Below are 22,094 nucleotides of genomic sequence, written 5' to 3'. Positions count from 1 at the left end.
CGATCCGCTGCGACTGGTTGACACGCACCGATTTTGTATCCAATATCCTTTATAATCAAGTTCCAAAAATGGAGGGAGAACTATGAAAAAAATCTGCAAACTCGGCAGCTTGTGGTCTGTTGTGAAGGTTGCCGCCTGTTTGGCCTTTGCGACAATGGCGCCAGTCGCTCAGGCGCAGGATGCCTCGAAGCTGGAAGGAACAATCTACTTCCTGACGCCCAACTCCCAGATCACACGGTTCGAGGCCTACGACAAACCGGGGATGGAAGAGGCTCTGAAGCAATATGCGCCCAATCTGAAGCTCGTCGTGCTGAGCGCCGACAATGATCCCTCAAAGCAACTCGAGCAGGCCCAGGCTGCCGTAACGCAGGGCGCTAAGGCGATCCTTCTTGCACCGGCAGTGCCAAATCAAAGCCAGGCAATCGTCCAGGTGGCGCATGATGCCAGCATCCCGGTCGTGGGCTATGCGTACAACTCCGACAACAGCGACATCGACTACTATGTAACGGTGCCCTTCGAGCCGATTGGTGAGGGCGTCGCCAACTTCGCAATCAAGTCGCTGGGAGATTCCAAGAAGCCCCTGCGCATTGGGCTGATCACCGGCGATCCGTCCTTTTTCTTCGACCGGGAGATTGTCAGTGGCACCGAGAAGGTGCTGAAACCTCTCGTCGACCAGGGCAAGGTCGAGATCGTGTGCAAGACCGACAACCTGCTGCTCTCGGAGGAAAATGCGCGCGTCGCAACCGACGGCTGCCTTCAGCAGGCGGGCGGCGATGTCGACGCGATCCTGGTCCACAACGACAGTTCGGCGAATGGTACCATAGCAAGCCTCTCAGCGCAGAACCTGCTCGGCAAAGTGAAGGTTTTCGGCGGGTACGACAGTCAGGCGGGTACCATCCAGCACCTTCTGTCGGGTGGGATCGAGAATGACATGGTGCCCCCTTACCATGCGATGGCGGACAGTGCTGTTCGCTTGATCGTCGCTCTCCTCGAGAAGACAGGCGACGAAAAGAAGATGGTCAACGGCACCTACAAAAATGGTATGAAGGACGTCCCGGCCATCTTCAACGAAAACGTCTTCATCACTCGCGACAACGTGAAGGCGGAACTGATAGACAAGGGAATTCTAACGCGTGAGGAAGTCTGCGCGGGTCCCGCTGTGAGCGCGGCGTTCTGCGCTAAGTAAGCGAGAGCGCGACATGGACTCCGTCAACGAAAATAGCCAACCTGTTCTCGAGCTCAGGAATATCAGCAAGCACTTTGGCGGCGTCCACGCTCTGGAGGGGGTCTCTCTTGCTGTCCGCCCGGGAGAAGTTGTCGCCCTAGTCGGCGACAACGGGGCGGGAAAATCGACCCTGATCAAAACTATCGCCGGTATCAACATACCCGACACCGGGGAGATCCGGATCAACGGCGAACCGGTTCGGATCGCTGCCCCACATGACTCCATGCGGCACGGAATCCAGACCGTCTATCAGGACCTCGCTCTGTGCGACAATCTCGATACCGTCCAGAACCTTTTCCTAGGACGGGAATTGCAGAGCGGCTTCCTCGCCGGCAGCCGGCTGCGGCGCGCGGACATGGAAAACCAGGCGCGCAGGGTTCTGAGTGAACTCGGCGTGAGCACCCTTCGCGACCTTACTGTTCCAGTGGGCAGCCTTTCCGGAGGACAGCGGCAGTCAGTCGCGATTTGCCGGTCTGTTCTGTGGGAGCCAAAGGTGGTGTTGCTCGACGAGCCGACCGCCGCGCTCGGCGTTGCCCAGCGCAAGGAAGTCATGGCCCTGATAATGCGACTTCGCGCGACTAATCATGGCGTGGTCGTCATTTCTCATGACCTTGCAGACGTCCAGGAGATGGCCGACAGGGTTGCCGTTCTGCGCCTTGGCCGCAAGGTAGCCGAATTCAGCCGCGGAACCTTCTCCAGGGATGATCTCGTTTCGGCGATCACCGGCCTGTCAGTTGCAGCTGCCTAGGAAGACCGATGAAGAATGCCAATAGCTTACGCGTTGCCAAGGAAGCCAATGTGCGGGACGACCGAACTGGTTCTGACTTGCGTCGACGAATCGTGAATGGGATCAGCGGCAGGTATCGCTTTGTCCCGGTTCTTATCGCCATCGCACTGATCTGGCTGTTTTTCTATGCGATGAACGATCGATTTCTGTCGCCGCGAAATTTGACCAACCTAGCAGTCCAGATCGTTGTGACCGCCGTGCTGGCTTTGGGTCTAGTCCTCGTTCTGATTGTTAAGGAGATCGACCTGTCGGTTGCCGCACTCAGTGCTGTGACGGCAGGCGTCATGGGATATCTGCTCGTCGCCGTGGGGCTTCCGTCTTGGCTTTGCCTGCTGGCAGCAATTGTCACCGGCTCGGCAGTTGGACTAGTTCAAGGTCTGATCATTTCCAGGTTCCGGGCGCCGGCCTTCATTGTCACCCTTGGCACCTCGCTGGCGATGCAAGGAGCGCTGCTGCTGCTTCTGCCCAGGAGCGGGTCGATCCCGCTGTCGGGGACAGACGTCCAATGGATCGCTAACAGTTTCCTGCCACCGGCCTACGGCTACTTGCTTCTGGCTGTTGGCATTGGCGTCGTTGCAGCCCTGCTCGTGCAATCCTCGAACCACAAGAGACGCCTTGGCATTCACCAATCCATACTTAGCAACGTTCTACTGCCAATCCTGGCGCTGGGACTAGCGGGCGGCGTCGTTGTCGCCGTTCTCAACCTGGATCGTGGCGTTCCGACACCCGTCGCGCTGTTGGCCGTCCTGCTTTCCAGCATGGCCTACGTCACCACGCAAACGAAGTTCGGCGTTCATCTCTACGCAATTGGCGGCAACATAGAAGCAAGTCGCCGGGCCGCTATCAACGTCGGCCGGGTTCGTATTTACACGTTTGTCATCGCTGGCGCATTGGCGGGTATCGCCGGCATCATTGCTGCCTCCCGTACTCTTGGGGTCTCCGCACAGTCCGGAAGCGGCACGCTGCTGCTGGAAGCAGTCGCCGCAGCTGTGATCGGCGGAGCCAGCTTGTTCGGCGGCCGTGGCTCTGTCTGGGCCGCCCTTCTGGGTGCCTTGCTGATCGGCAGCATCACCAATGGACTGTCCCTGATCAGCGCACCAACTGAGGTCAAGTACCTTGTCCAGGGCCTCATCCTGGTGCTTGCCGTTACCGCCGACGGGCTTCTGTCCAAGGAAGCGAAATCCTGAGACGTTTTGCAACGTAGCGCTGTTGCCGGGGCCTTGGAGAGTTCAGTTCGGGGACGATGACGTGAAGATACTTGGGTACACAGATAAGATCAGCATTCGACCCGGCGACACGATCGATTTCAAGGTTAGTGCGGCGGCGGCGCCGTACTCGGTCGAGTTTGTTCGACTCCACGGCGTATCGGTGGATGGCGGCGATCAGACCGTCAGAGAAGAAAAGGTCGACAACAGCGCTGCCGGAATTTTCATGGGTCGCGCTCAGGAACTCCGTCCCGGTTCCTATGCAATCATTAGCCCCGAGCCTCCGCCTGCCATTTCGACATTTGGTTTTGATGTCTGGGTTCAGCCAACTCTGCTTGACCGGGATTGCCAGACGGTCCTGGCCGTGAAAACCGACCGGGCGGAGACTTCCTGGTCCCTGGTCATTGCAAGGGGACAGCTCGAACTCCGGCTTGGTTCCAAGGAAAACGCCAACACACTTTCGGCAGATCTCAAGAACTGTGTCGGAAGGTGGGTCCATGTTGCAGGCGGACGAAATGAGCATGGCTTAGTCGTTGAATACAATGTCGACGGGCTCTGGCCCGCTCAGCGCTATGGCGAGAAGAAGTTTCTGGAATTAGCGGCCGCGCCCGAATGGGCACGTGTTCAGCGAATTCTCATCGGTGCCAATCTCGATGAGCGCAGCTTCCCGATCGACAGGTTCAATGGTCGCATTGAAAATCCTTCGTTCCTTACCGCTCCCGCGCAGGAGGATGGAGAGCCAATTGCGTCATGGCATTTTTCGGTCGGGATCGATACACTGGCCATATCGGATGTCTCCGGCAATGGCTTCCATGGACGGCTCGTCAATCGTCCAGTCCGCGGGGTCCGGGGCCGACAGTGGATGGGCACAAAGGTCCGGTACCAGGAGAACCCGTCCGAATGGTCAGCCATCCATTTCCATGAGGACGATCTCAACGATGCGGGCTGGGAGACCGACTTTAAGGCGACATTTCCGGAGACGACTCCAAGCGGTATCTATGCAGCGAAGATCACCCAGGGCGATCAGGTAGAGCATCTCCCATTCTTCGTCCGGCCGACGGAGGGTTCGACGAACAGGATCCTGTTTCTGGCCCCGACCAACACCTACCTGGCCTACGCCAATGAGCATCTGGGCTACGGTGAACGTGGTGAGGCGCATGAGAAGCGAATGCGCGATAAGATCCAGCTGAACGAAATTGATACATTCATTCATACCCATCCCGAACTTGGCCTGTCGATCTACGATCGGCATGCTGATGGCAGCGGCGTCACGCATTCCTCGTGGAAACGGCCGGTCGTCAATTTCCGTCCCAACTACATCACCTGGCTCAACGCGGCGCGCCGACATTTTGCCGCCGACTTTTACATCATCGGATGGCTGGAGACATTTGGCGTTGGCTTCGATGTGGCGACTGACGCAGATCTGCACCAATCCGGTATGGAGCTTTTGAGCCGATACGACGTGGTGGTTTCAGGCAGTCACCCCGAATATCCAACATCCGTGGAGATGGATGCTTTGAGAGCATATGCCGCTCAAGGCGGAAGTCTCATGTATCTTGGCGGGAACGGCTGGTACTGGGTGACAAGCTACGACAGGGGCGACTGCATGACGCTGGAGTGTCGTCGCGGATATTCCGGCGAGCGGAACTGGACGTCTCATCCTGCGGAACTGTTGCATGCCTCCACCGGAGAGATTGGCGGGCTCTATTCGCACCGTGGTCAAAGCAGCCGGCTGCTATTTGGTGTCGCCTCGGCTGGCGTCGGTTGGGGGACGGCGTCAGGCTATTCTCGAACGGAGGATTCATACAGCCCCGAACTCTCGTTCATTTTCGAGGGACTCGGCGACGAAATGATCGGAGCTTTCGGCTACGTCCTCGGTGGTGCGGCAGGGGATGAGTTGGACAGCGCTGATTTTTCGGCTGGAACCCCGAGCAATGCTCGCGTGATACTCAGCTCGCGTCACAACGACACCTACTACCCATTCCTGGAATCGGTCACTCAGGTCGAACCGAATGTGAGCGGGCCGTTCAATCCGAATGTGAGATCGGATGTCGTTTTCATCGATACTGGATTGGGTGGGGGGATACTCTCCGTGGGATCCATCTGCTGGGCCGGTTCACTCGCTTTCAACAACTATGACAACAACGTTGCGAAGCTGACGAGCAACGTCCTCCGGCATTTTCTGCGAGAAGGGTAGCAACACGTTCGGCATCGAGCGCTGTTAGCAGGTCGCAGCGGGGTTGCTCCAGGCTAGAAGATCGGATATTGGAGATTGGATACAATACTCGCGTGTGAAGCGCATAGGCTAACGAGGAACGCAGATGACGAAGTGGACTGGGGTCTTTCCCGCGGTAACGACCAAGCTAAATGAAAACGGCTCGATCAATGTCGAGGCCACCCAATCCAGCATTGACCGGCTCATCACGAACGGCGTTTCGGGTGTCATCGTTCTGCCGATGCTTGGAGAAAATGCTTCGCTCGCTCCGTCCGAGAAGGAACTCGTTATCCGCAGCGCCAAGGAAGTTGTCGCCGGGCGCGTGCCGCTTCTGTCGGGCCTTGCGGAGATCACACAGGCCGACGCCAATGCACGCGCAGTCGAATTCGAAAAACTTGGTGTCGAGGGATTGATGGCGTTTCCCAGCCTCGCCTACAAGACGGACGCCCGCGAGACAGCAGAGTGGTACAAGAGCCTTGCCAAGGCGAGCGGGCTTCCAATCATGATCTATAACAATCCGATTGCCTATGGCATCGACGTCACTCCGGAAATTCTGAAGGAGCTGTCGGATTCGCCGACCATCGTAGCCGTCAAGGAAGAGACCGGTGACGTCCGTCGCGTAACTGATATGTATGTCGCGCTTGGCAATCGTTACCAGATCTTCTGCGGTGTCGACGATCAGATCGTCGAGAGCGTCGCGCTCGGCGCCGTTGGATGGGTATCGGGCATGACGAATGTCTGGCCCAAGGAAGCCGTGACCCTCTTCAATCTCTGCGCCCAGGGCCGCAAGGAAGAAGCGCTCCAGCTCTATAGGCTGCTCACGCCCTCGTTCCATCTCGACACGCATGTGAAGCTTGTCCAGTACATCAAGCTTGCCGAAAGCCTGGTCTACGGCTCGCCCGAATGGGTCCGCTCACCGCGTCTTCCACTCTTCGGCAGCGAGCGCGAATTTGTAACGCGCACGATCAGGGACGCGATCAAACAGCTCGAGAATTATTCGCTGCCGAAGGCGGCATGATCTCTCGATCATCCTCCTGAGAAGGCACGGGTGGATAGTTTGCGCCCATTTCGATTGCCGGCGGTTGAAGCGGAAGTGAGGCGTGGGATGCGCTCGAATAAGTACGACTACATTATTGTGGGGGCCGGCGCGGCGGGCTCTATCGTTGCGGCCAGGCTTGGCGAAGATTCCAATGTCCGCATCCTGGTCCTCGAGGCCGGCCCGCACGACAATTCGATCTACGTGCGCATGCCTGCTGCGATGTCCTATCCGCTGACGGACAAGAAGAGGATCTGGGAGTTTGAAACCGGACCTGAGTCGGCGCTTGGCGGGCGCATGGTCACTCATCTTCGCGGAAAGATGCTCGGCGGCTCGGGCTCCTTGAATGGTATGGTCTACGTCAGGGGAAATCCGCGTGACTATGACCGCTGGGCGGAGGACGGGCTTTCCAACTGGTCCTACGCGCATTGCCTTCCCTATTTCAAGAAGCTGGAGTCCTACGACAAAGGCGGAAACGAGTATCGGGGCGGGCAGGGGCCCATCCGCATTACGACCCTGAAGGCGGAACTTGAGCCGTTCCGTGCTTTCCTGGAGGCAGGCCAGCAGGCCGGCCATCCGTTGACCGAAGACTACAACGCGTATCGCCAGGAAGGCGTTCATGCCTATCAGGCAAACATCGACAATGGAATCCGCGCCAGCGGCGGAAGAGCCTATCTTCGTCCGGCTGTCCGGCGGGGCAATGTCGACCTGATTTTGAACGCCCTGGTTCACAAGGTGGAGTTCAGCGGAAAGAAAGCCGTCGGCGTCACGTTCGAGAAGGATGGCCAGATCCAGTCGGCAGAAGCTGAACGCGAAGTCATCCTCTGCGGAGGAGCGTTCAACTCTCCGCATGTGCTGCTTCTTTCCGGCGTCGGTCCTGCCGCTGAACTCGCCTCTCAGGGCATTAAAAGCGTCGCCGATGTTCCAGGCGTAGGAAAGGGTCTGCAGGATCATGTCGCCGTCTCGGTGAAATATCGCGCCTCCCACAAAGGTGTTTCTCCGGCGGTCGACTTGAACCTCATAAAGATGGCCCTCATCGGCGCCCAGTGGCTGTTCTTGAGGAGAGGGCTTGGCATAACCAATCTCTGGGAGGTCGGCTCTTTCTTCAAAAGCAGCGACGCCGTCGACTACGCCAATATCCAGCATGAATTTCTGCCGATGTTGGGCGAACTCATGCATGGCAAAGTGAACATCGAGGAAGGGTTTCAATACCAGGTCTGTCTCGGTAGGCCGGAAAGCAGGGGTGGGGTCACCCTCAAGTCGCCTGATCCGCGGCTGCACCCATCCATCGTCCTGAACTATCTCCAGCAGGAGCAAGACAGGCGCAATCTGATCGATGGCGTTCGCCATACCGATGAGGTCATCCAACAGAAGGGCTGGGACAGCATCCGTGGCGAAGCTATTGTCCCGGGCCTGCGAAAGAAGTCAGATGCCGATGTGTTCGCCTGGTTGAAGGAGAACATGGGTACGCAATATCACCCCTGTTCGAGCTGCCGCATGGGCGATGACGATATGGCTGTCGTCGATGACGAGGGCAGGGTCCATGGAGTCGAGAGCCTTCGAGTAATCGATGCCTCGGTGATGCCACGCATTCCCAATGGCAACCTACACTGCCCCACGATGATGATCGCGGAGAAGATGGTAGACCGCGTACGAGGCCGACAACCACTTTTGCCCCAGCCGGCGCACTATGCGGACGACAAGCGTTGGACCTAGGCGCGTGTTTTGCTTTGGCTCTTCGAACCCTCACTGGCGCCGAATCTGCTTATCCTATATTCAATATGCAGAAATCGTTTGCGGTAAGGTCTCACATGAATCAGTCAGTCGCCATCAAACGTCGCACGGTCACCTCTTCCGTGGTTGACCTCATCCGCGACCGGATAATATCCGGCTTCTACAAAGGGGGGCAGCAGATCCGGCAGGAGGCGATCGCCGAAGAGGCGGGTGTGAGCCGCATTCCGATTCGCGAGGCCCTGCTTCAGCTCGAGGGCGAGGGGCTTGTTGTCATTCACACCCACAAAGGTGCGGTTGTCGCATCTCTTACCGTGGAAGACGCGATCGATATCTTCGAGGCCCGGCTCGCGCTTGAACCATTCGTTCTGAAGAAGGCTATGGAAAGAGCTACACAGGGCGATATCGCGTATGTGCAGAGTGCCCTCGAAGAATACACTAAGGCACTGAAGTCAAAGGAATCGCCGGCGAGGTTAAGTGAGCTGAACTGGTCATTCCACAAGGCGCTATCTCGCGCATCCGGGCGGCCGAGATCGCTTGCGCTGCTGTCGTCGCTATACACTTCGGCAGACAGGTATCTCCGGCTCCAGATTGACGCACGATCTGCGCAGGCGAAAGCGCTGGAAGATCATCAGGCACTGGCGGCGGCGTTTGCCGAAGGCAATCAGGCACTCGCGCAGAAGCTGCTCAAGAAGCACATAGCAGACGCCCGCGACGACGTGATAGCTGGCTTGCAGGCGCGGCTGGATCTCGAAAACACTTGATCGCTAGCTGACGGGATCTTGCGTCAAGTGGCCGTCGAAATAATTGGATATTGGATATGACAGCCATTATACAAAAGGTGACCAATGCAGCTTGACCGCGTGATAACTGTTGTCGGCGCTCACGCCGAAGGTGAGGTTGGCCGCGTTATCACAGGCGGCGTCCTGCCACCGCGTGGCGCAACCATGTTCGAGCGGATGACGAACCTTGAGCGAGACAGTTCCTGGCTTCGGAACATGCTTCTATTCGATCCCAGAGGCAGTGTGAACGCAGCGGTCAACCTGATCACGCCGCCGATTCATCCTGATGCCGATATCGGCATGATCGTCATGGAATCGGACTACTTCGTCCCGATGTCCGGCTCGAACCTCATCTGCACCGTTACCGTGGCGCTGGAGGCTGGCATTATTCCGATGAAAGAGCCGCGGACGATCGTCCGGGTTGATACGCCGGCCGGACTGGTGGAGGTCATCGCTGAGTGCCAGGCCGGCAAGTGTCGTGGAATCACCTTCCGCAACATTCCCTCATTTGTGATGCACCGCGACAGCATGATCGAAGTTCCGGGAATCGGTTCGCTGCGGGTCGATGTCGCCTATGGCGGCATGATTTATTGCATTGTGAACTCTGAGGACCTTGGCCTGACGCTAGCGCGCAGCGAGGCAAGACAACTGGTCGAAATCGGCGAGCGGATCAAAGCAGCCGCGGCAGTCCAACTGCCGTCGGTTCATCCAGAGAACCCCCTGATTCATACGATCAACCAGACGGAGTTTGCGGGTCCGATAGAGATTATCAAGGGGGTTAAGACATCAAAGAACGCAGTTGTTGTGTCCCCCGGACGGATCGACCGATGCCCTTGCGGGACCGGCACATCGGCACGCCTGGCACTGTTGCATGCGCGTGGCGAACTGGCAGTTGGAGAGAGGTTCAGGCACCTTTCGATCCTGGATACCGTATTCGACTGCGAGATTGTCGGAGAAACCAAGGCGGGACCCGTCCCCGCGACAATTACTCAGGTTTCAGGCCGGGCCTGGCTGACAGGTGTGAGCCACTACGGTGTGGACCCGGAGGATCCGTTTCCGGAAGGCTACCGCCTTTCCGACACTTGGTTCGCTTGATCGGTCACCGAATCCCTGAGGGCGGCTCAGCACCCGGGCCACATCAACGCACACACCAGGAAGGCCATGATGTCAGAGAACCATTTGCGATGGCTCAATGAACCCCCGAGATATACGAGCACGGACAACGTCTTTCGCGTCGTGACTGGTGGCGAAACCGACTTCTGGCGGGAAACCTTCTACGGCTTCTGGCGCGACAATGGCCATTTCCTCTATCGGAGCGTCTCGGGGGATTTCACCGCTGAGGTGACGATCAAGGGCAACTACGAAGCCCTCTACGACCAGGCCGGCCTTATGATGCGACTTGGAGAGACGCATTGGGTGAAAGCCGGTATCGAGTTCACCGACGGGCGAATGTATCTGTCGGTTGTCGTCACGAACGATGTTTCCGATTGGTCGCTGGTTGCGGTTCCGACAAGCCCCGATGGAGTTAGAATTCGCCTCACACGGCATCGCGAGGCGGCTCGCGTCCAATATCTGGACCCGGGCGACAACAGCCGGAAGCCAGTTCGCCTCGCATATTTTCCTCCTTCGGCGTCAGTGGATATCGGGATGATGTGCTGCTCGCCGCAGCGGGCTGGGTTCGAGGTCGCATTCCGGGACTTCTTAGTCGGGCCACCAATCTCCAGAGAGCTTCATGGCTGAGTTGAGCCGCAACTACGTGGATGGGTAGTTCGGCGATTTGCTGCTTGTGCAATTCAGGGGATTTTCAATGAGCAAGCGTGAGTACGGGATCTGGATCAACGGCGGATCCGAGTTGCCCGCAGGATGCACGGTCTTCGAGAGAATGTCGCCTTCCACCGGCGAGTGTGTTGCACGTGTCCATCTTGCCGGAACGGCTGAGGTCGAACGAGCCATCGCCCTCGCGAAGGAGACATTCAAAGATGGCGCCTGGAAAGGAGCCCCGGCAAGCGAGCGCGGGAAGATCCTCCTGCATTGGGCGGATCTCATTACGAAGGAGTTGGACCCCTTAAGCCGGATAGAAGCTGATGAAGCCGGCAAGACGATCGCTGCAGCCAGGGGTGAAATCGAGTGGTCGGTCGAGTTGCTTCGCTACGCAGCGTCGCTCGCTTGGAGCATTCCTGGTCGAGTGGTCAACCACGAAGGTGCCGAGAAGTTGGGCCTGGTGACGTACGAACCGTTACCTGTCATCGGTATGATTCTCCCGTGGAATTTTCCGTCGGTGACGCTCTTTCAGAAGTTGCCTTATGCGCTTGTTGCCGGATGCTCGGTCGTCATCAAGCCATCCGAACTGACAGCAGGTACCGCAATTGAATACGCCAGGCTGGCCAAAGAGGCTGGCATCCCAGATGGCGTCCTGGCGGTTTTGCCGGGCGTTGGCGAAGTTGTAGGCGAGGCAATGTGCCTCCACCCGGCAATCGACATGATTTCCTTCACCGGATCGACAGCAGTCGGGCGCAAGATCGCCAGCCTTGCTGGCCAGTCGTTGAAAAAAGTCGCGCTTGAGCTTGGCGGCAAGGGCGCGAACATCGTGTTCGCCGACGCCAACCTAGATGCCGCTGTCGGTGGTGCACTAGCGGCTTTCACCATCAATCAAGGCGAGGAATGCTGCGCCGGCGGAAGGTTGCTTGTTGAAGAAGCCATTGCGTCTGACTTTGTCGCGATGCTGGCAGAAAAAGCGAAGGCGCTGAAGCTTGGAACGCCTGATGACGTCGACGCCGATCTCGGCCCGATGATCCACGAGCATCATCACCGGAAAGTCCTGGGATATATCCAGAAAGCCAAGGATGAAGGAGCCACACTCGTTGTGGGTGGAGGCGCGCCCAGGGAGGTAGCCCTTGAGAGCGGCTATTTCATCGAGCCGACGATATTCACTGGTGTGGATCCGAGTATGACGATCTTCAAGGAAGAGATCTTTGGCCCCGTGCTCGGGGTGACGACCTTCAGAAGCGTTTCCCAGGCTATCGAGTTGGCCAACCTCACGCACTATGGCCTGGCCAATGGCGTGTGGACGTCCAACATCGATACCGCAATGGCCGTCTCAAGTGCGCTCGAGAGCGGGTTCGTGTACGTCAACTCGTACCTGGAGACAGTTCCCCAACTTCCATTCGGAGGGAGGAAGTCCAGTGGGCTTGGCAGAGAAAATGGCCCGGAAGGGTTGCTCGAATTCATGCAGGCAAAATCGACATTTGTCCGCATGCGCCCAAGTGTGTGATCGTCTGCGGCCCAACGGAAGGAGCATATGATGAAGCCGGTCCGGTTCGGTATTGTGTCGACGGCGAAGATTGCTCGCGACTGGGTCATTCCGGCGATGAAGGCGGTGCCGGAGTGCGATGTGGTGGCAATCTCCTCGCGCGATCCCGAGCGCGGCGCTCGTGTCGCGGCGGAATTCAATATTCCACGTAGCTACGCCTCACTTTCAGACCTGCTGAAAGACGAGACTGTCGAGGCGGTATATGTTCCGACGCCAAACAATCAGCACGTCGACGATGCGATTGCTGCTGCAAGGGCCGGCAAGCATGTTCTGTGCGAAAAGCCTCTTGCCCTCGATGCAGCTGAAGCCCGTCGTCTGGCGGCCGTTCAACTCGAAACTGGCGTGGAGATATCAGAAGCATTCATGGTCCGATATCATCCGCGCTGGCTCGCTGCGCGCGAAATCATCCGCAGTGGCAGGCTTGGGCGCGTCACTCAGATTCACGCTACCTACAGCGTGGTCAACGACAATCCGCAGGATATCAGATTCCAATCAGAGCTTGGCGGGGGAGCTCTCGGCGACGTCGGGGTCTACCCCATTACAGCGGCCCGCTTTCTTTTTGGTGCTGAACCGATCGCGGCGACGGCGACTTTCGAGAAACTCTCACCAGACGGCGTCGACATCGCCGTTGCCGGTCTCCTTGAATTCCCTGAAAACCGCAATCTGCTGTTCAGCGGCGCCCTGCTACAGGCCTGGGCTCACTGGATCATGGTAATCGGCACCCTCGGCTGGATGGAAATTCCGGTTGCGGTCTGGCCTTCGATCAAACAAGAGACAGTCATCAGGGTACGGAAGCGAGACGACATGTTCGACCAGGATGTCGAAGTCATCCGTATTCCACCGGCAAACCAGTATGAACATGAGGTCCGTGATTTTGCCCGTGCTGTCAGGGGCGAAATAGAGCAACCTTGGCCTATCGGCGACGCCGTCGCGGAAATGCAAATTCTCGATGCGATAAGAAAATCGGCGGCGAAGCAGGCGCGGATCCAGATTCATCAGCAGCGGCCACCAGTCGCGGAGATATTCTGTCGGTGAGCCGATCTGCTTTAAATGAGGCAGCGGGCTTCAGACTATTTCGCTCGTCGGGCTCACCCTCATTTCTTGAACCACTGATATGCGCCTAACCACTGCAATGAAGTCTGCTATAAGCGCAGTTGGCTCGCCGCGGTGACCGATACCAATCACGCACTCGCGCATGTCTGTTATGTCGCGAAAGACAACACCCGGTCGCCCGTAGTAACGTGCCGTGCTGTCGGCCGTAATGCTGATGCCACGCCCCATAGCGACCGCCTGCAGTTCGGACTCGACGGTCGCCACCTCCAAAACGACCTTGGCGGGTCGGCTGCTGTCTCGATATTCACTCGCCAGCCAATAGTCGCGCCAGACGCCAGGAGTGGGTGCCCCGATGATTGGCTCATCCAAAATGTCGTCGAGCCGGACCGATGACCTTTCGGTTAGACGATGGCCAACCGGCAGGCAGGCCACGCATTTCTCACGAGCAATTTCGACAATCTCGATGTCTTCCGCACCTATCGGTGGGCGAATGATGCCACAATCGACTTCACCCGCGATAAGGCCGGCGCTCGGATCGGAAAAATCGTACTCCTTCAGATGCAGAATAGCGTTCGGCCGCACCCGTTCAAATTCCCTGACGATCGCTGGTATGAACTCGACCGCCGTGCCGATCATGAAGCCAACGCGTAGTTCGCTCTTGAGCGTCAGTTGCAGGCGCCGCACCTCATCCTGAAATGAATCCATGGACCGGGCGAGCGACAGAGCCCTGGCGAGCAGCTTCTCACCAGAGGGCGTGAGGCTCACCGCGCGCGTGGTGCGTTCGAACAGCGGAAAGCCCGTGTTCTCCTCCAGCTGGATGATGGTTTGCGAGAGAGCTGGCTGCGAGACATTCAGGCGTTGGGCAGCGCGGGCGAAGCTCTTCTCCTGCGCCACCGCAATGAAGGACCGCACGTGCCGAAGTTGGATATTCATAAGCACCATGAATTAATCGTTCCGCCATTCGTCCTTGTTGTCAATGGCTTCCGATGGATAATCGCCCGCAGAGAAAGGGAGGCCCAACAGAGCCATGAACATCAGTCAGCAGTTGGAGCACGGCAAGCGGTCGCTTGTGCATGACCCGAGAGAGGGTGATGACAACAAGATCACGTTGGTGCGCGCCAAGGGGTCTCTCGTATGGGACGACACTGGTCGGGAATATCTCGACTGCACATCGCAGGCGTGGTCGAACAATCTTGGTGCCAACGACCCGCGCGTCATCGACGCCGCCATCGCTCAGATGCGCGAGATCACGCATGCGCGCCCCAATTTCAACACCATTCCGCTCCTGCAGCTGACGGCGAAGCTGCGAGAAATCTCCCCAGGCGATCTTAACCGCATCGGCTATTGCCTGCATGGCAGTCTCGCGGTGGAGATGGCGATCAAGCTGGCATACAAGAACAGACCCGGGCGACATAACGTCATCATCCTGCAAGATTCCTATCATGGGCGCTCGCTGACCACGATGGCGGCAAGCTGGCCGCATCCGAACAATCCCTTCCTTCCCATCCAGCCGCGCTTCACCCGCGTTCCCCATCCCGATCCCTATCGTCCGCGACTCGGGCTCGATGTGGAGGAGGATTCCAAACTCTGTCTCTCACTACTTGAAGACACGATCATGAAGGGCGTCGACGGCGGTGTCGTCGCCATCATGATGGAGCCGATCCTCGGCAATGGCGGGCACATCGAACTGCCGCTCTCCTTCCTCAAGGGCGTGCGCGAGATCTGCGACCGATTTGACATCATTTTGATCTGGGACGAGATCCAGAGTTGCTTCGGCCGTACCGGCAAGATGTTCGCCGCCGACTACTACGGCATCGTCCCGGACATCATGACTTTTGGGAAGGGCATCGGCGGCGGTTTCCCCCTGGCGGGAATCATGGCGAGTGACAGGCTCGACAATTTCGAAGCGGGTGAAGACGCCCTGACCTTCGGACAGTTCCCGGTCGCAATGGCGGCTGCGGTCGCAACTATCGATGCCATTATCGCCGACGACCTGTGCAAGAAGGCGCGCGACCATGGTGCCTACGCGACGCAGCGCCTGCATGAGATTGCCGACCGGCGCAAACTGATCGGCAATATCCGCGGTCCCGGCCTGTTCGTCTCGATCGAACTGGTGAAGGACCGCAAGACGAAGGAGCCGGCACTCCGCGCTGCGAGTGAAGTCTACAAGCGTGGTCTCAAGAAGGGCGTGCTCTTTGGCGAGAGCCGCTATGCCGGCCTCGGCAACCTAATCAAGATCAAACCCCCTCTCGACTGCACGCATGAACAGATGTCCTTGGCGCTCGACGTGTTGGATGATGTTTTGGGGTCAATCGAGGCGGATGGTATTGCCTGAGACGGTCTAAGTAAGCGCGTGCAGGGAGCGTATGCGGACCAGCTCTCTTCGATCAAGAATACCGCGCGCCTAGGCCGCTTAGACGCCCTTGCTATACTCCCTGGCAATGGCGGTATCCTCCGGCGCAGGCTCAAAACTCCGCCGGAGGATTGATTGGATCATTGCTTGGCAGCCATGGCCCCGGCGGCGGTCGTCGGACGCGCGCTGTGCCTTAGCGGTTGGGGCGCGAGCCAAGTGCTCGCTCGAGCGCGCTCATGACATTTATGTGACGACATTCATAAGCATAGCAACTCAATCCTAAAGAAGATCGTCCTTCCGAGGGCTGGCCTTCTCGGCGATAGTTCGTTCGAAGACGCGGAGCCGTCACAGAGAAATTAAGAAAGAAGCCGAGTGTTATCGGCCAAGGGTAAAGGTCAATCATAACAGCGGATTCGACCGGGCGTCGGGACGCTTGGAGGAGTTAAGAGCCATGAAGAAGTTTCATTCGAGCACTGCGGTCGAGACCATGCGCGCCGCGCAGTTGAGTCGTCGCGCGATACTGAAGGCGGCCGTTGCGGCAGGTGCTGTCGGACTTGCCGGCCCGCTCTATGTCAGAAACGCCTTTTCATCGTCCGGAAGCCTCAATTTCATGGGATGGTCGGGCTATCCTGACATGGCGGCCAAGGTCTTCCCGGCTTTCGAGAAGGCGACGGGGATCAAGGTGGTCTTCACCGAACAGCCCGACCAGGATACGATGTTTGCACAAGCCAAGGTTTCTCTGCAAACCAGCGCGTTCGACGTCGTCGAGCCCTCGCTCGATCGGGTTGCCGGCTGGGCAAGCAATGGCCTGGTGCAGGGCTGGGATACAAACAAGCTCGCGATGGACAATTACATCGCCGGTCTTGCCGACGGCGATGCCGGCAAGCGCGCTACCGCCGATGGCAAACGAATCTACGTTCCGACCGTTTGGGGAACGGAGGCGATGGTATACAGCATCAAGGATGCACCGACCGAATACGGCAAGTGCAGCCTCGGCGACCTGTGGGATGACAAGTACGTGGGCAAGGTTGCAGTTCGTGCTCACTCGTCGCTCGCTGCCATGGGCCGCTGGCTCGATGCTGAGGGAAAATTGCCCAAGCCCTGGATCAAGAGCTACAGCGACGAAGCCACAATGCGCGAACTTTGGGACATCGCCCTTGCCGAGGCGGTCAAGCACAAGGCGAACATCGCGCAGTTCTGGAGCAGCGAAAACGATGCCCAGGCCGCCTATCGCACCAACGGCGCCGTCATCGGCCAAAACTGGGACTCCACCGGCTTCAATCTGCGCGGCGACGGGTTCGGCTTCCTTGCTCCCAAGGAAGGTGCTTTCGGCTGGAACCAGGGGTTGGTGCTCATGGCCAATGCCAAGAATGTTGAACAGGCGCACGAGTTCGCCAAGTGGGTGTCCACCGCCGAGGGATCGGCACTGTGGGCGACGGCCTTCGCAGCGAATCCTGTCGGCAAAGGTGGTATCGAACTTACGAGCGACGAAGTGAAAAAGTTCTACGCGGCCGCGTACCCGCAGGACGCCTTGCAGAAGCTCTGGTGGTGGCCGAGCCAGGAAGCATGGTTCATCAAGCTGCGAGGCGAATACGCCGACAAATGGAAAGCTGCTTGATCCAAATCTAGTACGGCACCGCCGGGCTCAGCGTCTGGCGGTGTCGCATTCGGATTGCATTGCGTTGCTTGGGGAGGAACGATGAGCGCGGATGTCGAGCTTGAGTCCGTTTCAGTGGATTTCGGCAGTTTTCGCGCCGTAGATCGAGTGAGTGTCTCGATCAAGTCGGGAGAATTCTTTTCGTTTCTGGGCCCGTCGGGCTGTGGCAAGACGACTATCCTTCGCATGATATCTGGCTTCGTAGAGCCGAGTGAAGGTGTCATCCGGCTTGGCGGAAAGGACATGCGGGGCATTCACCCCAACCGGCGTCCGACTGTTCTGATTTTCCAGAACCTGGCCCTCTTTCCTTTGATGCCCGTATGGGAGAACATTTCCTTCGGCCTCGAGGTCCGCGGCATCGACAAGAGGAGCCGCAGGGCAAAGGCCGAGGAGCTTCTGGAACTTGTCGACCTGCCAGGAGCGGCCGACAAATCCATCAGTCAACTCTCCGGCGGCCAGAAGCAGCGGGTCGCCATCGCCCGCGCCCTCGCTGTCGAGCCGGAGGTCTTGCTGCTAGATGAGCCTTTATCAGCTCTCGATCTCAAGCTTCGCCAGCACATGCGCGCTGAATTGCGCGCCATCCAGAAGCGTACCAACGTAACCTTTATCTATATCACCCACGACCAGGGCGAAGCACTCGCCATGTCGGACAGGGTGGCGATCATGTCACAAGGACGATTGCAGCAGGTTGCGGCCCCGCGAGAGATTTACAACCATCCAGTCAACGGACTCGTCGCGTCCTTTGTCGGTGAGAACAATATCTTTCCGGGGGAGATCGTTTCGATCTCTGGCTCTTTCGTAGAGTTCAAGACAGGACTCGGTACCTTCCGCGCCGCCCTGGGGCCTGGCGTCACCAAAACCACGCGATGCCAGCTTTACGCGCGGCCTGAACACGCGCGCCTGGTCGACACCCAGCCCGATGGCTTCAACAGCATTCCTGTTGCAGTCTCCGATGTCACCTTTGAGGGCAATTTCATAAACATCCTGGTCACCGATCGCGATGGAAGAATGCACACGGTCCAGGTTCGCAATGATGGAGCCGCCGCCGTTCCGGCGCCCGGCGCGAAGCTGCATATGACCTTTGAGCCAGACAGGGCGATTGTCCTCACCGACGAGGCGCCCGTGAGTGCGGGGCTGTGCGCATGAACCACTTGCTTCGCCGCTACGGCGCCTCACTCACTGTCACGCTTGTGGTACTGACAGCTTTCTGGCTGCTGGTGCTGGTGATCCTTCCCTACCTCTATCTTTTTGAGAATTCCTTCCGGCCCTACCTGCCAATTGGGGAAGTTGGCGGGCCGAAGGATGTATACAGTCTCGATAACTACCTGATTTTCTTCAAGAGCCCTATTCACATACAGGTATTTATCTGGACTATTCTCTATAGCAGCATCGTCACGGTGCTTTGCTTCGTTATGGCGTATCCTCTTGCCTACTACTTGGCCAAGGTGGCAAGCAGCAAGGCGGTCCCGACGATCTTCATGCTGCTGCTAATCCCCCTGTGGGTCAGCGAAATCCTGAGGTCCTTTGCCTGGTTCATAATCCTGTCGCTGAAAGGACCGCTCAACATTTTTCTTACGGAAGTCGGGATTATCGAAACGCCGATCCGCTGGATCAGCGGATTCAGGAGCATCATCATCGGTCTCGTCTACACCTATGTGCTGTTCATGCTTTTCCCGATCTACAACTCGATCCAGTCGCTGGATACCAACCAGATCGAGGCGGCAGAGGACCTGGGCTCGCCGTGGTGGCGCACTCACTGGCGGGTGGTCCTTCCGCATTCCAAGCCAGGAATAGCCTCGGGCTCGGTTATGGTGTTCATGCTCTCGGCAGGCTCGATTTTGGTTCCGACCCTGCTTGCTTCGACGAACTCCCGCTGGTTCACCGAGATCATCCAGCAGTGGATGTTTGAGTCGCAGGACTGGAACACAGGTTCTGCCTACGCCTTCCTACTGCTGCTGCTCTGCACCTTCTTTGTCTCGGCGGTCATGCGGATCTTCCGCGTAAGTCTCTCCGACATCGCGAAGTGAAGCGGCCATGAAGCACAAGCGATCAAACTGGCTCCTCCGCGTCTACGTCGTAGTTTTCCTAGTCTACATGCTGCTGCCGCTCGTTGTGATGGGAGGTGCCGCTCTCAACGATTCACGGTTCCCCTCGGTGTTGCCGTGGATGGGCTTGACCGATCGCTGGTTTGTGGATTTGTGGAACGACGGGCGTATGTGGGTTGCGTTTCGCAACACTGTTCTCGTCGCCCTGGCGGTCGTGACCCTATCGGTGCCGATCGGGACTGCAGGCGCCATTCTCATAAACACCCTTGGCGGCACAATCCGCTCCGGTCTCTATGGAATCATGGTGGCGCCGATACTGACACCAGGCGCGGTCACCGGCATCTCGACGCTGCTGTTCTGGAACAAATACTCAGTGCCCGCAGGACTGCATCTTGCCGTGCTGGGCCAGGTCTCCTTCATCTCGGCGCTTGTCATGCTGCTAGTGCTTGCGAGACTTCAAACGTTCGACCATGCGCTTGAAGAGGCAGCGCTTGATCTGGGAGCAAGTCATGGACAGGTAGTCCGGCGTATCCTTTTGCCTCATCTCTATCCAGCTATGTGGGCAGGCGCGGCGATCGCTTTCTTCCAGTCGACCGAAAATTTCAACACCACGCTGTTCACGCGCGGCACCTCTGACACGCTTACCGTCTACGTGTTTTCCAAAGTGAGGAGCGGCATTACCCCGACCATCAACGCATTTGCTTTGATCCTGATTGGGACAACGATCGTCTGCACAGCCTTGTATGAGATCTCTCGGCGCCGCGCAGAGCGGCGAGCCGCTGCGGAATCGGATGCTGCGGCCTCGCCGGTGGGTGAGACTGCTGGCCCATGACGGCCGGGACCACCATGAGAGTTGGAGCGGAAACTGTGAAATTGGTTCATGTCAGTGACCTACATCTCCTGCCCGAAGGCGGTGAGCTTTGGGGGATCGACCCATTTGCCCGGCTCGATGCCTGTTTGAAGGACATTGCCAGGTTTCACAGCGATGCCGGTTTCGTCGTAATCAGTGGCGATCTCACGGAGAAAGGTGAGATCCAGGCGTATCAGCGGCTAAAGGCCCTGCTTTCCGAATTTCCCATTGAAACTCATGTGATGTTGGGAAACCACGATGATCGCGCTCACTTTCAGTCGGTTTTCCCAGGTGTACCCAAGGATGGAAGGGGCTTCGTACAGAGCTCGACGACGCGGGGAGGTTCGCGGTTCCTTTTTCTCGATACACTAAAGGGACCGCCCTCTTCCGCGGGGTTATATTGCGATGATCGCAAGGCCTGGCTCAAGGCCGAGCTCGCTGCAGCAGGGGACCTTCCGACCTATCTTTTTATGCATCACCCGCCCTTCGGGATCGCGCACGGTCTCATGGATCTGATCATGCTCGAGGATGGGGAAGACTTTCTTGCCTTGCTCCGTGGCCATCCGGTGCGCCACATCTTCTTTGGCCACGCCCATCGTCCGATCAGTGGGCAAATTCGCGGGATAAGCTTCTCGGCACCACCGAGTTTGGTACATCAACTCCCTTTGGTCAGCGGCTCGGTGCCAACGATCTATAGCGACGAACCTGCAATGTATGCGGTGGTTCACGCCTCGACCGACCAAATAGTGGTCCACATGGATGCGTTTTTGAACCGCCGCCCAGCTCAAATGGGCCCGGACGACGATCGCGGTCCTTGGTTCTAGCCCAGTGGGACAAGCCGGCTATGGCAATCCGTCTGCTCGGACATCCATTGCCGGTGTCTTGGCTGCCAAGGGCGGGTTTCCGAAAAGAGCCTTTCCCCGTCAGTCAAGGCTTCTTCTTCGGCTGGCAAAAGCTAGCCGTCGGAGCGATCCGCAATGGTGGCGCGATGGTGCTCTCGCCCAGCATCAGAGAACGAGAACCTGCCGACCGTGAAGCCACGAGCTATTTCCGGAAGTTGCCGCAAATCCGTGACGACGACGTCAGCATCGACTGAAACCTCGTTCCTCGGGCTGTAGAACGCAGTCAACAGGCCGGCAGCTCGTGCAGACCGCAGCCCGGCAAGGCTATCTTCGACCGCTAGCACCTGCCTGGGTCGGAGATCGAGCCTGGCGCATGCTGTGGCGTAAGGCTCTGGATCCGGCTTGCCGTGCCGGACGTCGTCGAGGCTTATCGAGAATGAAATGCGCTCCGTGATCCCGAGGGCGCGAATGTTGGCGTCGACGATTGCACGCGCCGAATTTGAAACGCAGACCTGTCTGATACCTCGTTCGTCGAAATAGTACATCGCCTCGATCGCCCCCGGCGACGGCTCGAGAGTAGCGCATTCCGCAACGTAGTAGTCGACGATCGCAGTGTTCCACTTCTCCTCGGTCAGGGTCGGTGGCATCCGATCGGCAAGAGCGAGCCAGATGTCGGGCATATGCACCCCAGTGAACTGTTCATCGGGGACATCCGACAAGTCCACCCGCCAGCGGCGGCAAACGGTGACCAGCGCCTCGTGATGGAGGGGCTCGCTGTCAACGAGCGTGCCGTCAATGTCCCATGCAATGGCACGTATGGTCACCCTCGGTTCCTTTCCACTTCTGACACCGTTTAGCGAGTTGGCGATTATCCACTGTCGGCTATCACCAACAAGGACTTTCAGTAGATGAATTAATTGATGACGCTTATGGGTCGTCACGGCGGTGAAGCCGCTCGCCAATCAGCGTTTCTTTGGGCTGCATAGCGTGATGGAGCGCGTCA

Annotated in this window: 19 protein-coding genes; 17 read left to right on the top strand and 2 right to left on the bottom strand. The window is 58.0% G+C overall.

All coding sequences use genetic code 11. The annotated features are described in order from the left end of the window. Window positions 1–82: 82 nt before the first annotated feature. The 11 genes from RFN28_RS29480 to RFN28_RS29430 all read left to right on the top strand — a co-directional run bounded on the left by RFN28_RS29480 (window position 83) and on the right by RFN28_RS29430 (window position 13,326). On the top strand, window positions 83–1,186 hold the full coding sequence (locus RFN28_RS29480; RefSeq protein WP_320290656.1) for a substrate-binding domain-containing protein: 1,104 nt from the start codon (window positions 83–85) through the stop codon (window positions 1,184–1,186). A gap of 13 nt (window positions 1,187–1,199) precedes the next feature. Next, window positions 1,200–1,973 (top strand): ATP-binding cassette domain-containing protein, encoded by a 774-nt coding sequence (locus RFN28_RS29475; protein WP_320290655.1) that lies wholly within the window; start codon window positions 1,200–1,202, stop codon window positions 1,971–1,973. Between the two features lie 8 nt (window positions 1,974–1,981). Beyond that, window positions 1,982–3,199: a sugar ABC transporter permease gene (locus tag RFN28_RS29470; protein WP_320290654.1), complete on the top strand. Its 1,218-nt coding sequence runs from the start codon at window positions 1,982–1,984 to the stop codon at window positions 3,197–3,199. A gap of 61 nt (window positions 3,200–3,260) precedes the next feature. Next, window positions 3,261–5,414 (top strand): N,N-dimethylformamidase beta subunit family domain-containing protein, encoded by a 2,154-nt coding sequence (locus tag RFN28_RS29465; RefSeq protein WP_320290653.1) that lies wholly within the window; start codon window positions 3,261–3,263, stop codon window positions 5,412–5,414. A gap of 124 nt (window positions 5,415–5,538) precedes the next feature. Next, a complete protein-coding gene (locus RFN28_RS29460) occupies window positions 5,539–6,450 on the top strand; it encodes a dihydrodipicolinate synthase family protein (RefSeq protein ID WP_320290652.1) in 912 nt (303 codons plus the stop codon). Window positions 6,451–6,537: 87 nt separating this feature from the next. Beyond that, on the top strand, window positions 6,538–8,184 hold the full coding sequence (locus RFN28_RS29455; RefSeq protein ID WP_320290651.1) for a choline dehydrogenase: 1,647 nt from the start codon (window positions 6,538–6,540) through the stop codon (window positions 8,182–8,184). 95 nt (window positions 8,185–8,279) lie between these two features. After that, window positions 8,280–8,963 (top strand): GntR family transcriptional regulator, encoded by a 684-nt coding sequence (locus RFN28_RS29450; protein ID WP_320290650.1) that lies wholly within the window; start codon window positions 8,280–8,282, stop codon window positions 8,961–8,963. 84 nt (window positions 8,964–9,047) lie between these two features. Next, window positions 9,048–10,076 carry a proline racemase family protein gene (locus RFN28_RS29445; protein ID WP_320290649.1) on the top strand — a complete coding sequence of 343 codons (1,029 nt, stop codon included), beginning with the start codon at window positions 9,048–9,050 and terminating at the stop codon, window positions 10,074–10,076. Window positions 10,077–10,145: 69 nt separating this feature from the next. Then, window positions 10,146–10,721, top strand: a complete 576-nt coding sequence (locus RFN28_RS29440) for a DUF1349 domain-containing protein (protein WP_320290648.1) — start codon at window positions 10,146–10,148, stop codon at window positions 10,719–10,721. Between the two features lie 67 nt (window positions 10,722–10,788). Beyond that, on the top strand, window positions 10,789–12,252 hold the full coding sequence (locus RFN28_RS29435) for an aldehyde dehydrogenase family protein (RefSeq protein WP_320290647.1): 1,464 nt from the start codon (window positions 10,789–10,791) through the stop codon (window positions 12,250–12,252). Window positions 12,253–12,279: 27 nt separating this feature from the next. Then, window positions 12,280–13,326: a Gfo/Idh/MocA family protein gene (locus RFN28_RS29430; protein ID WP_320290646.1), complete on the top strand. Its 1,047-nt coding sequence runs from the start codon at window positions 12,280–12,282 to the stop codon at window positions 13,324–13,326. 30 nt (window positions 13,327–13,356) lie between these two features. On the opposite strand, the gene RFN28_RS29425 is transcribed toward RFN28_RS29430, so the two are convergent. Continuing rightward, complete coding sequence (locus RFN28_RS29425; RefSeq protein WP_320290645.1) at window positions 13,357–14,286, bottom strand: LysR family transcriptional regulator; 930 nt, start codon at window positions 14,284–14,286, stop codon at window positions 13,357–13,359. Between the two features lie 103 nt (window positions 14,287–14,389). On the opposite strand from RFN28_RS29425, the gene RFN28_RS29420 reads away from it, so the two are divergent. The 6 genes from RFN28_RS29420 to RFN28_RS29395 all read left to right on the top strand — a co-directional run bounded on the left by RFN28_RS29420 (window position 14,390) and on the right by RFN28_RS29395 (window position 21,073). Next, window positions 14,390–15,679, top strand: a complete 1,290-nt coding sequence (locus RFN28_RS29420; RefSeq protein WP_320290644.1) for an aspartate aminotransferase family protein — start codon at window positions 14,390–14,392, stop codon at window positions 15,677–15,679. A 469-nt stretch (window positions 15,680–16,148) separates the two neighbouring features. After that, a complete protein-coding gene (locus RFN28_RS29415; RefSeq protein WP_320290643.1) occupies window positions 16,149–17,315 on the top strand; it encodes an extracellular solute-binding protein in 1,167 nt (388 codons plus the stop codon). A gap of 81 nt (window positions 17,316–17,396) precedes the next feature. Continuing rightward, the gene (locus tag RFN28_RS29410) at window positions 17,397–18,500 is read left to right on the top strand and encodes an ABC transporter ATP-binding protein (RefSeq protein WP_320290642.1); all 1,104 of its coding nucleotides are present in this window, start codon (window positions 17,397–17,399) and stop codon (window positions 18,498–18,500) included. Next, window positions 18,497–19,381, top strand: coding sequence for an ABC transporter permease (locus tag RFN28_RS29405; RefSeq protein WP_320290641.1), 885 nt, complete (start codon window positions 18,497–18,499; stop codon window positions 19,379–19,381). Before RFN28_RS29410 ends, RFN28_RS29405 begins: the two co-directional genes overlap by 4 nt. Window positions 19,382–19,388: 7 nt before the next feature. Continuing rightward, entirely contained in the window at window positions 19,389–20,231 is an 843-nt protein-coding gene (locus RFN28_RS29400) for an ABC transporter permease (protein WP_320290640.1), read from the top strand. A gap of 35 nt (window positions 20,232–20,266) precedes the next feature. After that, entirely contained in the window at window positions 20,267–21,073 is an 807-nt protein-coding gene (locus tag RFN28_RS29395; RefSeq protein ID WP_320290639.1) for a phosphodiesterase, read from the top strand. Window positions 21,074–21,204: 131 nt separating this feature from the next. Here RFN28_RS29395 and RFN28_RS29390 read toward each other — a convergent pair whose 3' ends face one another. After that, window positions 21,205–21,915 (bottom strand): HAD family hydrolase, encoded by a 711-nt coding sequence (locus RFN28_RS29390; protein WP_320290638.1) that lies wholly within the window; start codon window positions 21,913–21,915, stop codon window positions 21,205–21,207. Window positions 21,916–22,094: the final 179 nt, after the last annotated feature.

It is taken from the genome of Mesorhizobium album (assembly GCF_033977205.1).
GTDB lineage: Bacteria > Pseudomonadota > Alphaproteobacteria > Rhizobiales > Rhizobiaceae > Mesorhizobium > Mesorhizobium album.
This window is presented reverse-complemented; position numbering and strand designations above follow the sequence as displayed.

What these genes read in the sequence shown, in the direction of transcription:
- RFN28_RS29480 (WP_320290656.1), top strand. Translation starts at nt 83, where the DNA reads ATGAAAAAAATCTGCAAACTCGGCAGCTTGTGGTCTGTTGTGAAGGTT.
- RFN28_RS29475 (WP_320290655.1), top strand. Translation starts at nt 1,200, where the DNA reads ATGGACTCCGTCAACGAAAATAGCCAACCTGTTCTCGAGCTCAGGAAT.
- RFN28_RS29470 (WP_320290654.1), top strand. Translation starts at nt 1,982, where the DNA reads ATGAAGAATGCCAATAGCTTACGCGTTGCCAAGGAAGCCAATGTGCGG.
- RFN28_RS29460 (WP_320290652.1), top strand. Translation starts at nt 5,539, where the DNA reads ATGACGAAGTGGACTGGGGTCTTTCCCGCGGTAACGACCAAGCTAAAT.
- RFN28_RS29455 (WP_320290651.1), top strand. Translation starts at nt 6,538, where the DNA reads ATGCGCTCGAATAAGTACGACTACATTATTGTGGGGGCCGGCGCGGCG.
- RFN28_RS29450 (WP_320290650.1), top strand. Translation starts at nt 8,280, where the DNA reads ATGAATCAGTCAGTCGCCATCAAACGTCGCACGGTCACCTCTTCCGTG.
- RFN28_RS29445 (WP_320290649.1), top strand. Translation starts at nt 9,048, where the DNA reads ATGCAGCTTGACCGCGTGATAACTGTTGTCGGCGCTCACGCCGAAGGT.
- RFN28_RS29440 (WP_320290648.1), top strand. Translation starts at nt 10,146, where the DNA reads ATGTCAGAGAACCATTTGCGATGGCTCAATGAACCCCCGAGATATACG.
- RFN28_RS29435 (WP_320290647.1), top strand. Translation starts at nt 10,789, where the DNA reads ATGAGCAAGCGTGAGTACGGGATCTGGATCAACGGCGGATCCGAGTTG.
- RFN28_RS29430 (WP_320290646.1), top strand. Translation starts at nt 12,280, where the DNA reads ATGATGAAGCCGGTCCGGTTCGGTATTGTGTCGACGGCGAAGATTGCT.
- RFN28_RS29425 (WP_320290645.1), bottom strand. Translation starts at nt 14,286, where the DNA reads ATGGTGCTTATGAATATCCAACTTCGGCACGTGCGGTCCTTCATTGCG.
- RFN28_RS29415 (WP_320290643.1), top strand. Translation starts at nt 16,149, where the DNA reads ATGAAGAAGTTTCATTCGAGCACTGCGGTCGAGACCATGCGCGCCGCG.
- RFN28_RS29410 (WP_320290642.1), top strand. Translation starts at nt 17,397, where the DNA reads ATGAGCGCGGATGTCGAGCTTGAGTCCGTTTCAGTGGATTTCGGCAGT.
- RFN28_RS29405 (WP_320290641.1), top strand. Translation starts at nt 18,497, where the DNA reads ATGAACCACTTGCTTCGCCGCTACGGCGCCTCACTCACTGTCACGCTT.
- RFN28_RS29400 (WP_320290640.1), top strand. Translation starts at nt 19,389, where the DNA reads ATGAAGCACAAGCGATCAAACTGGCTCCTCCGCGTCTACGTCGTAGTT.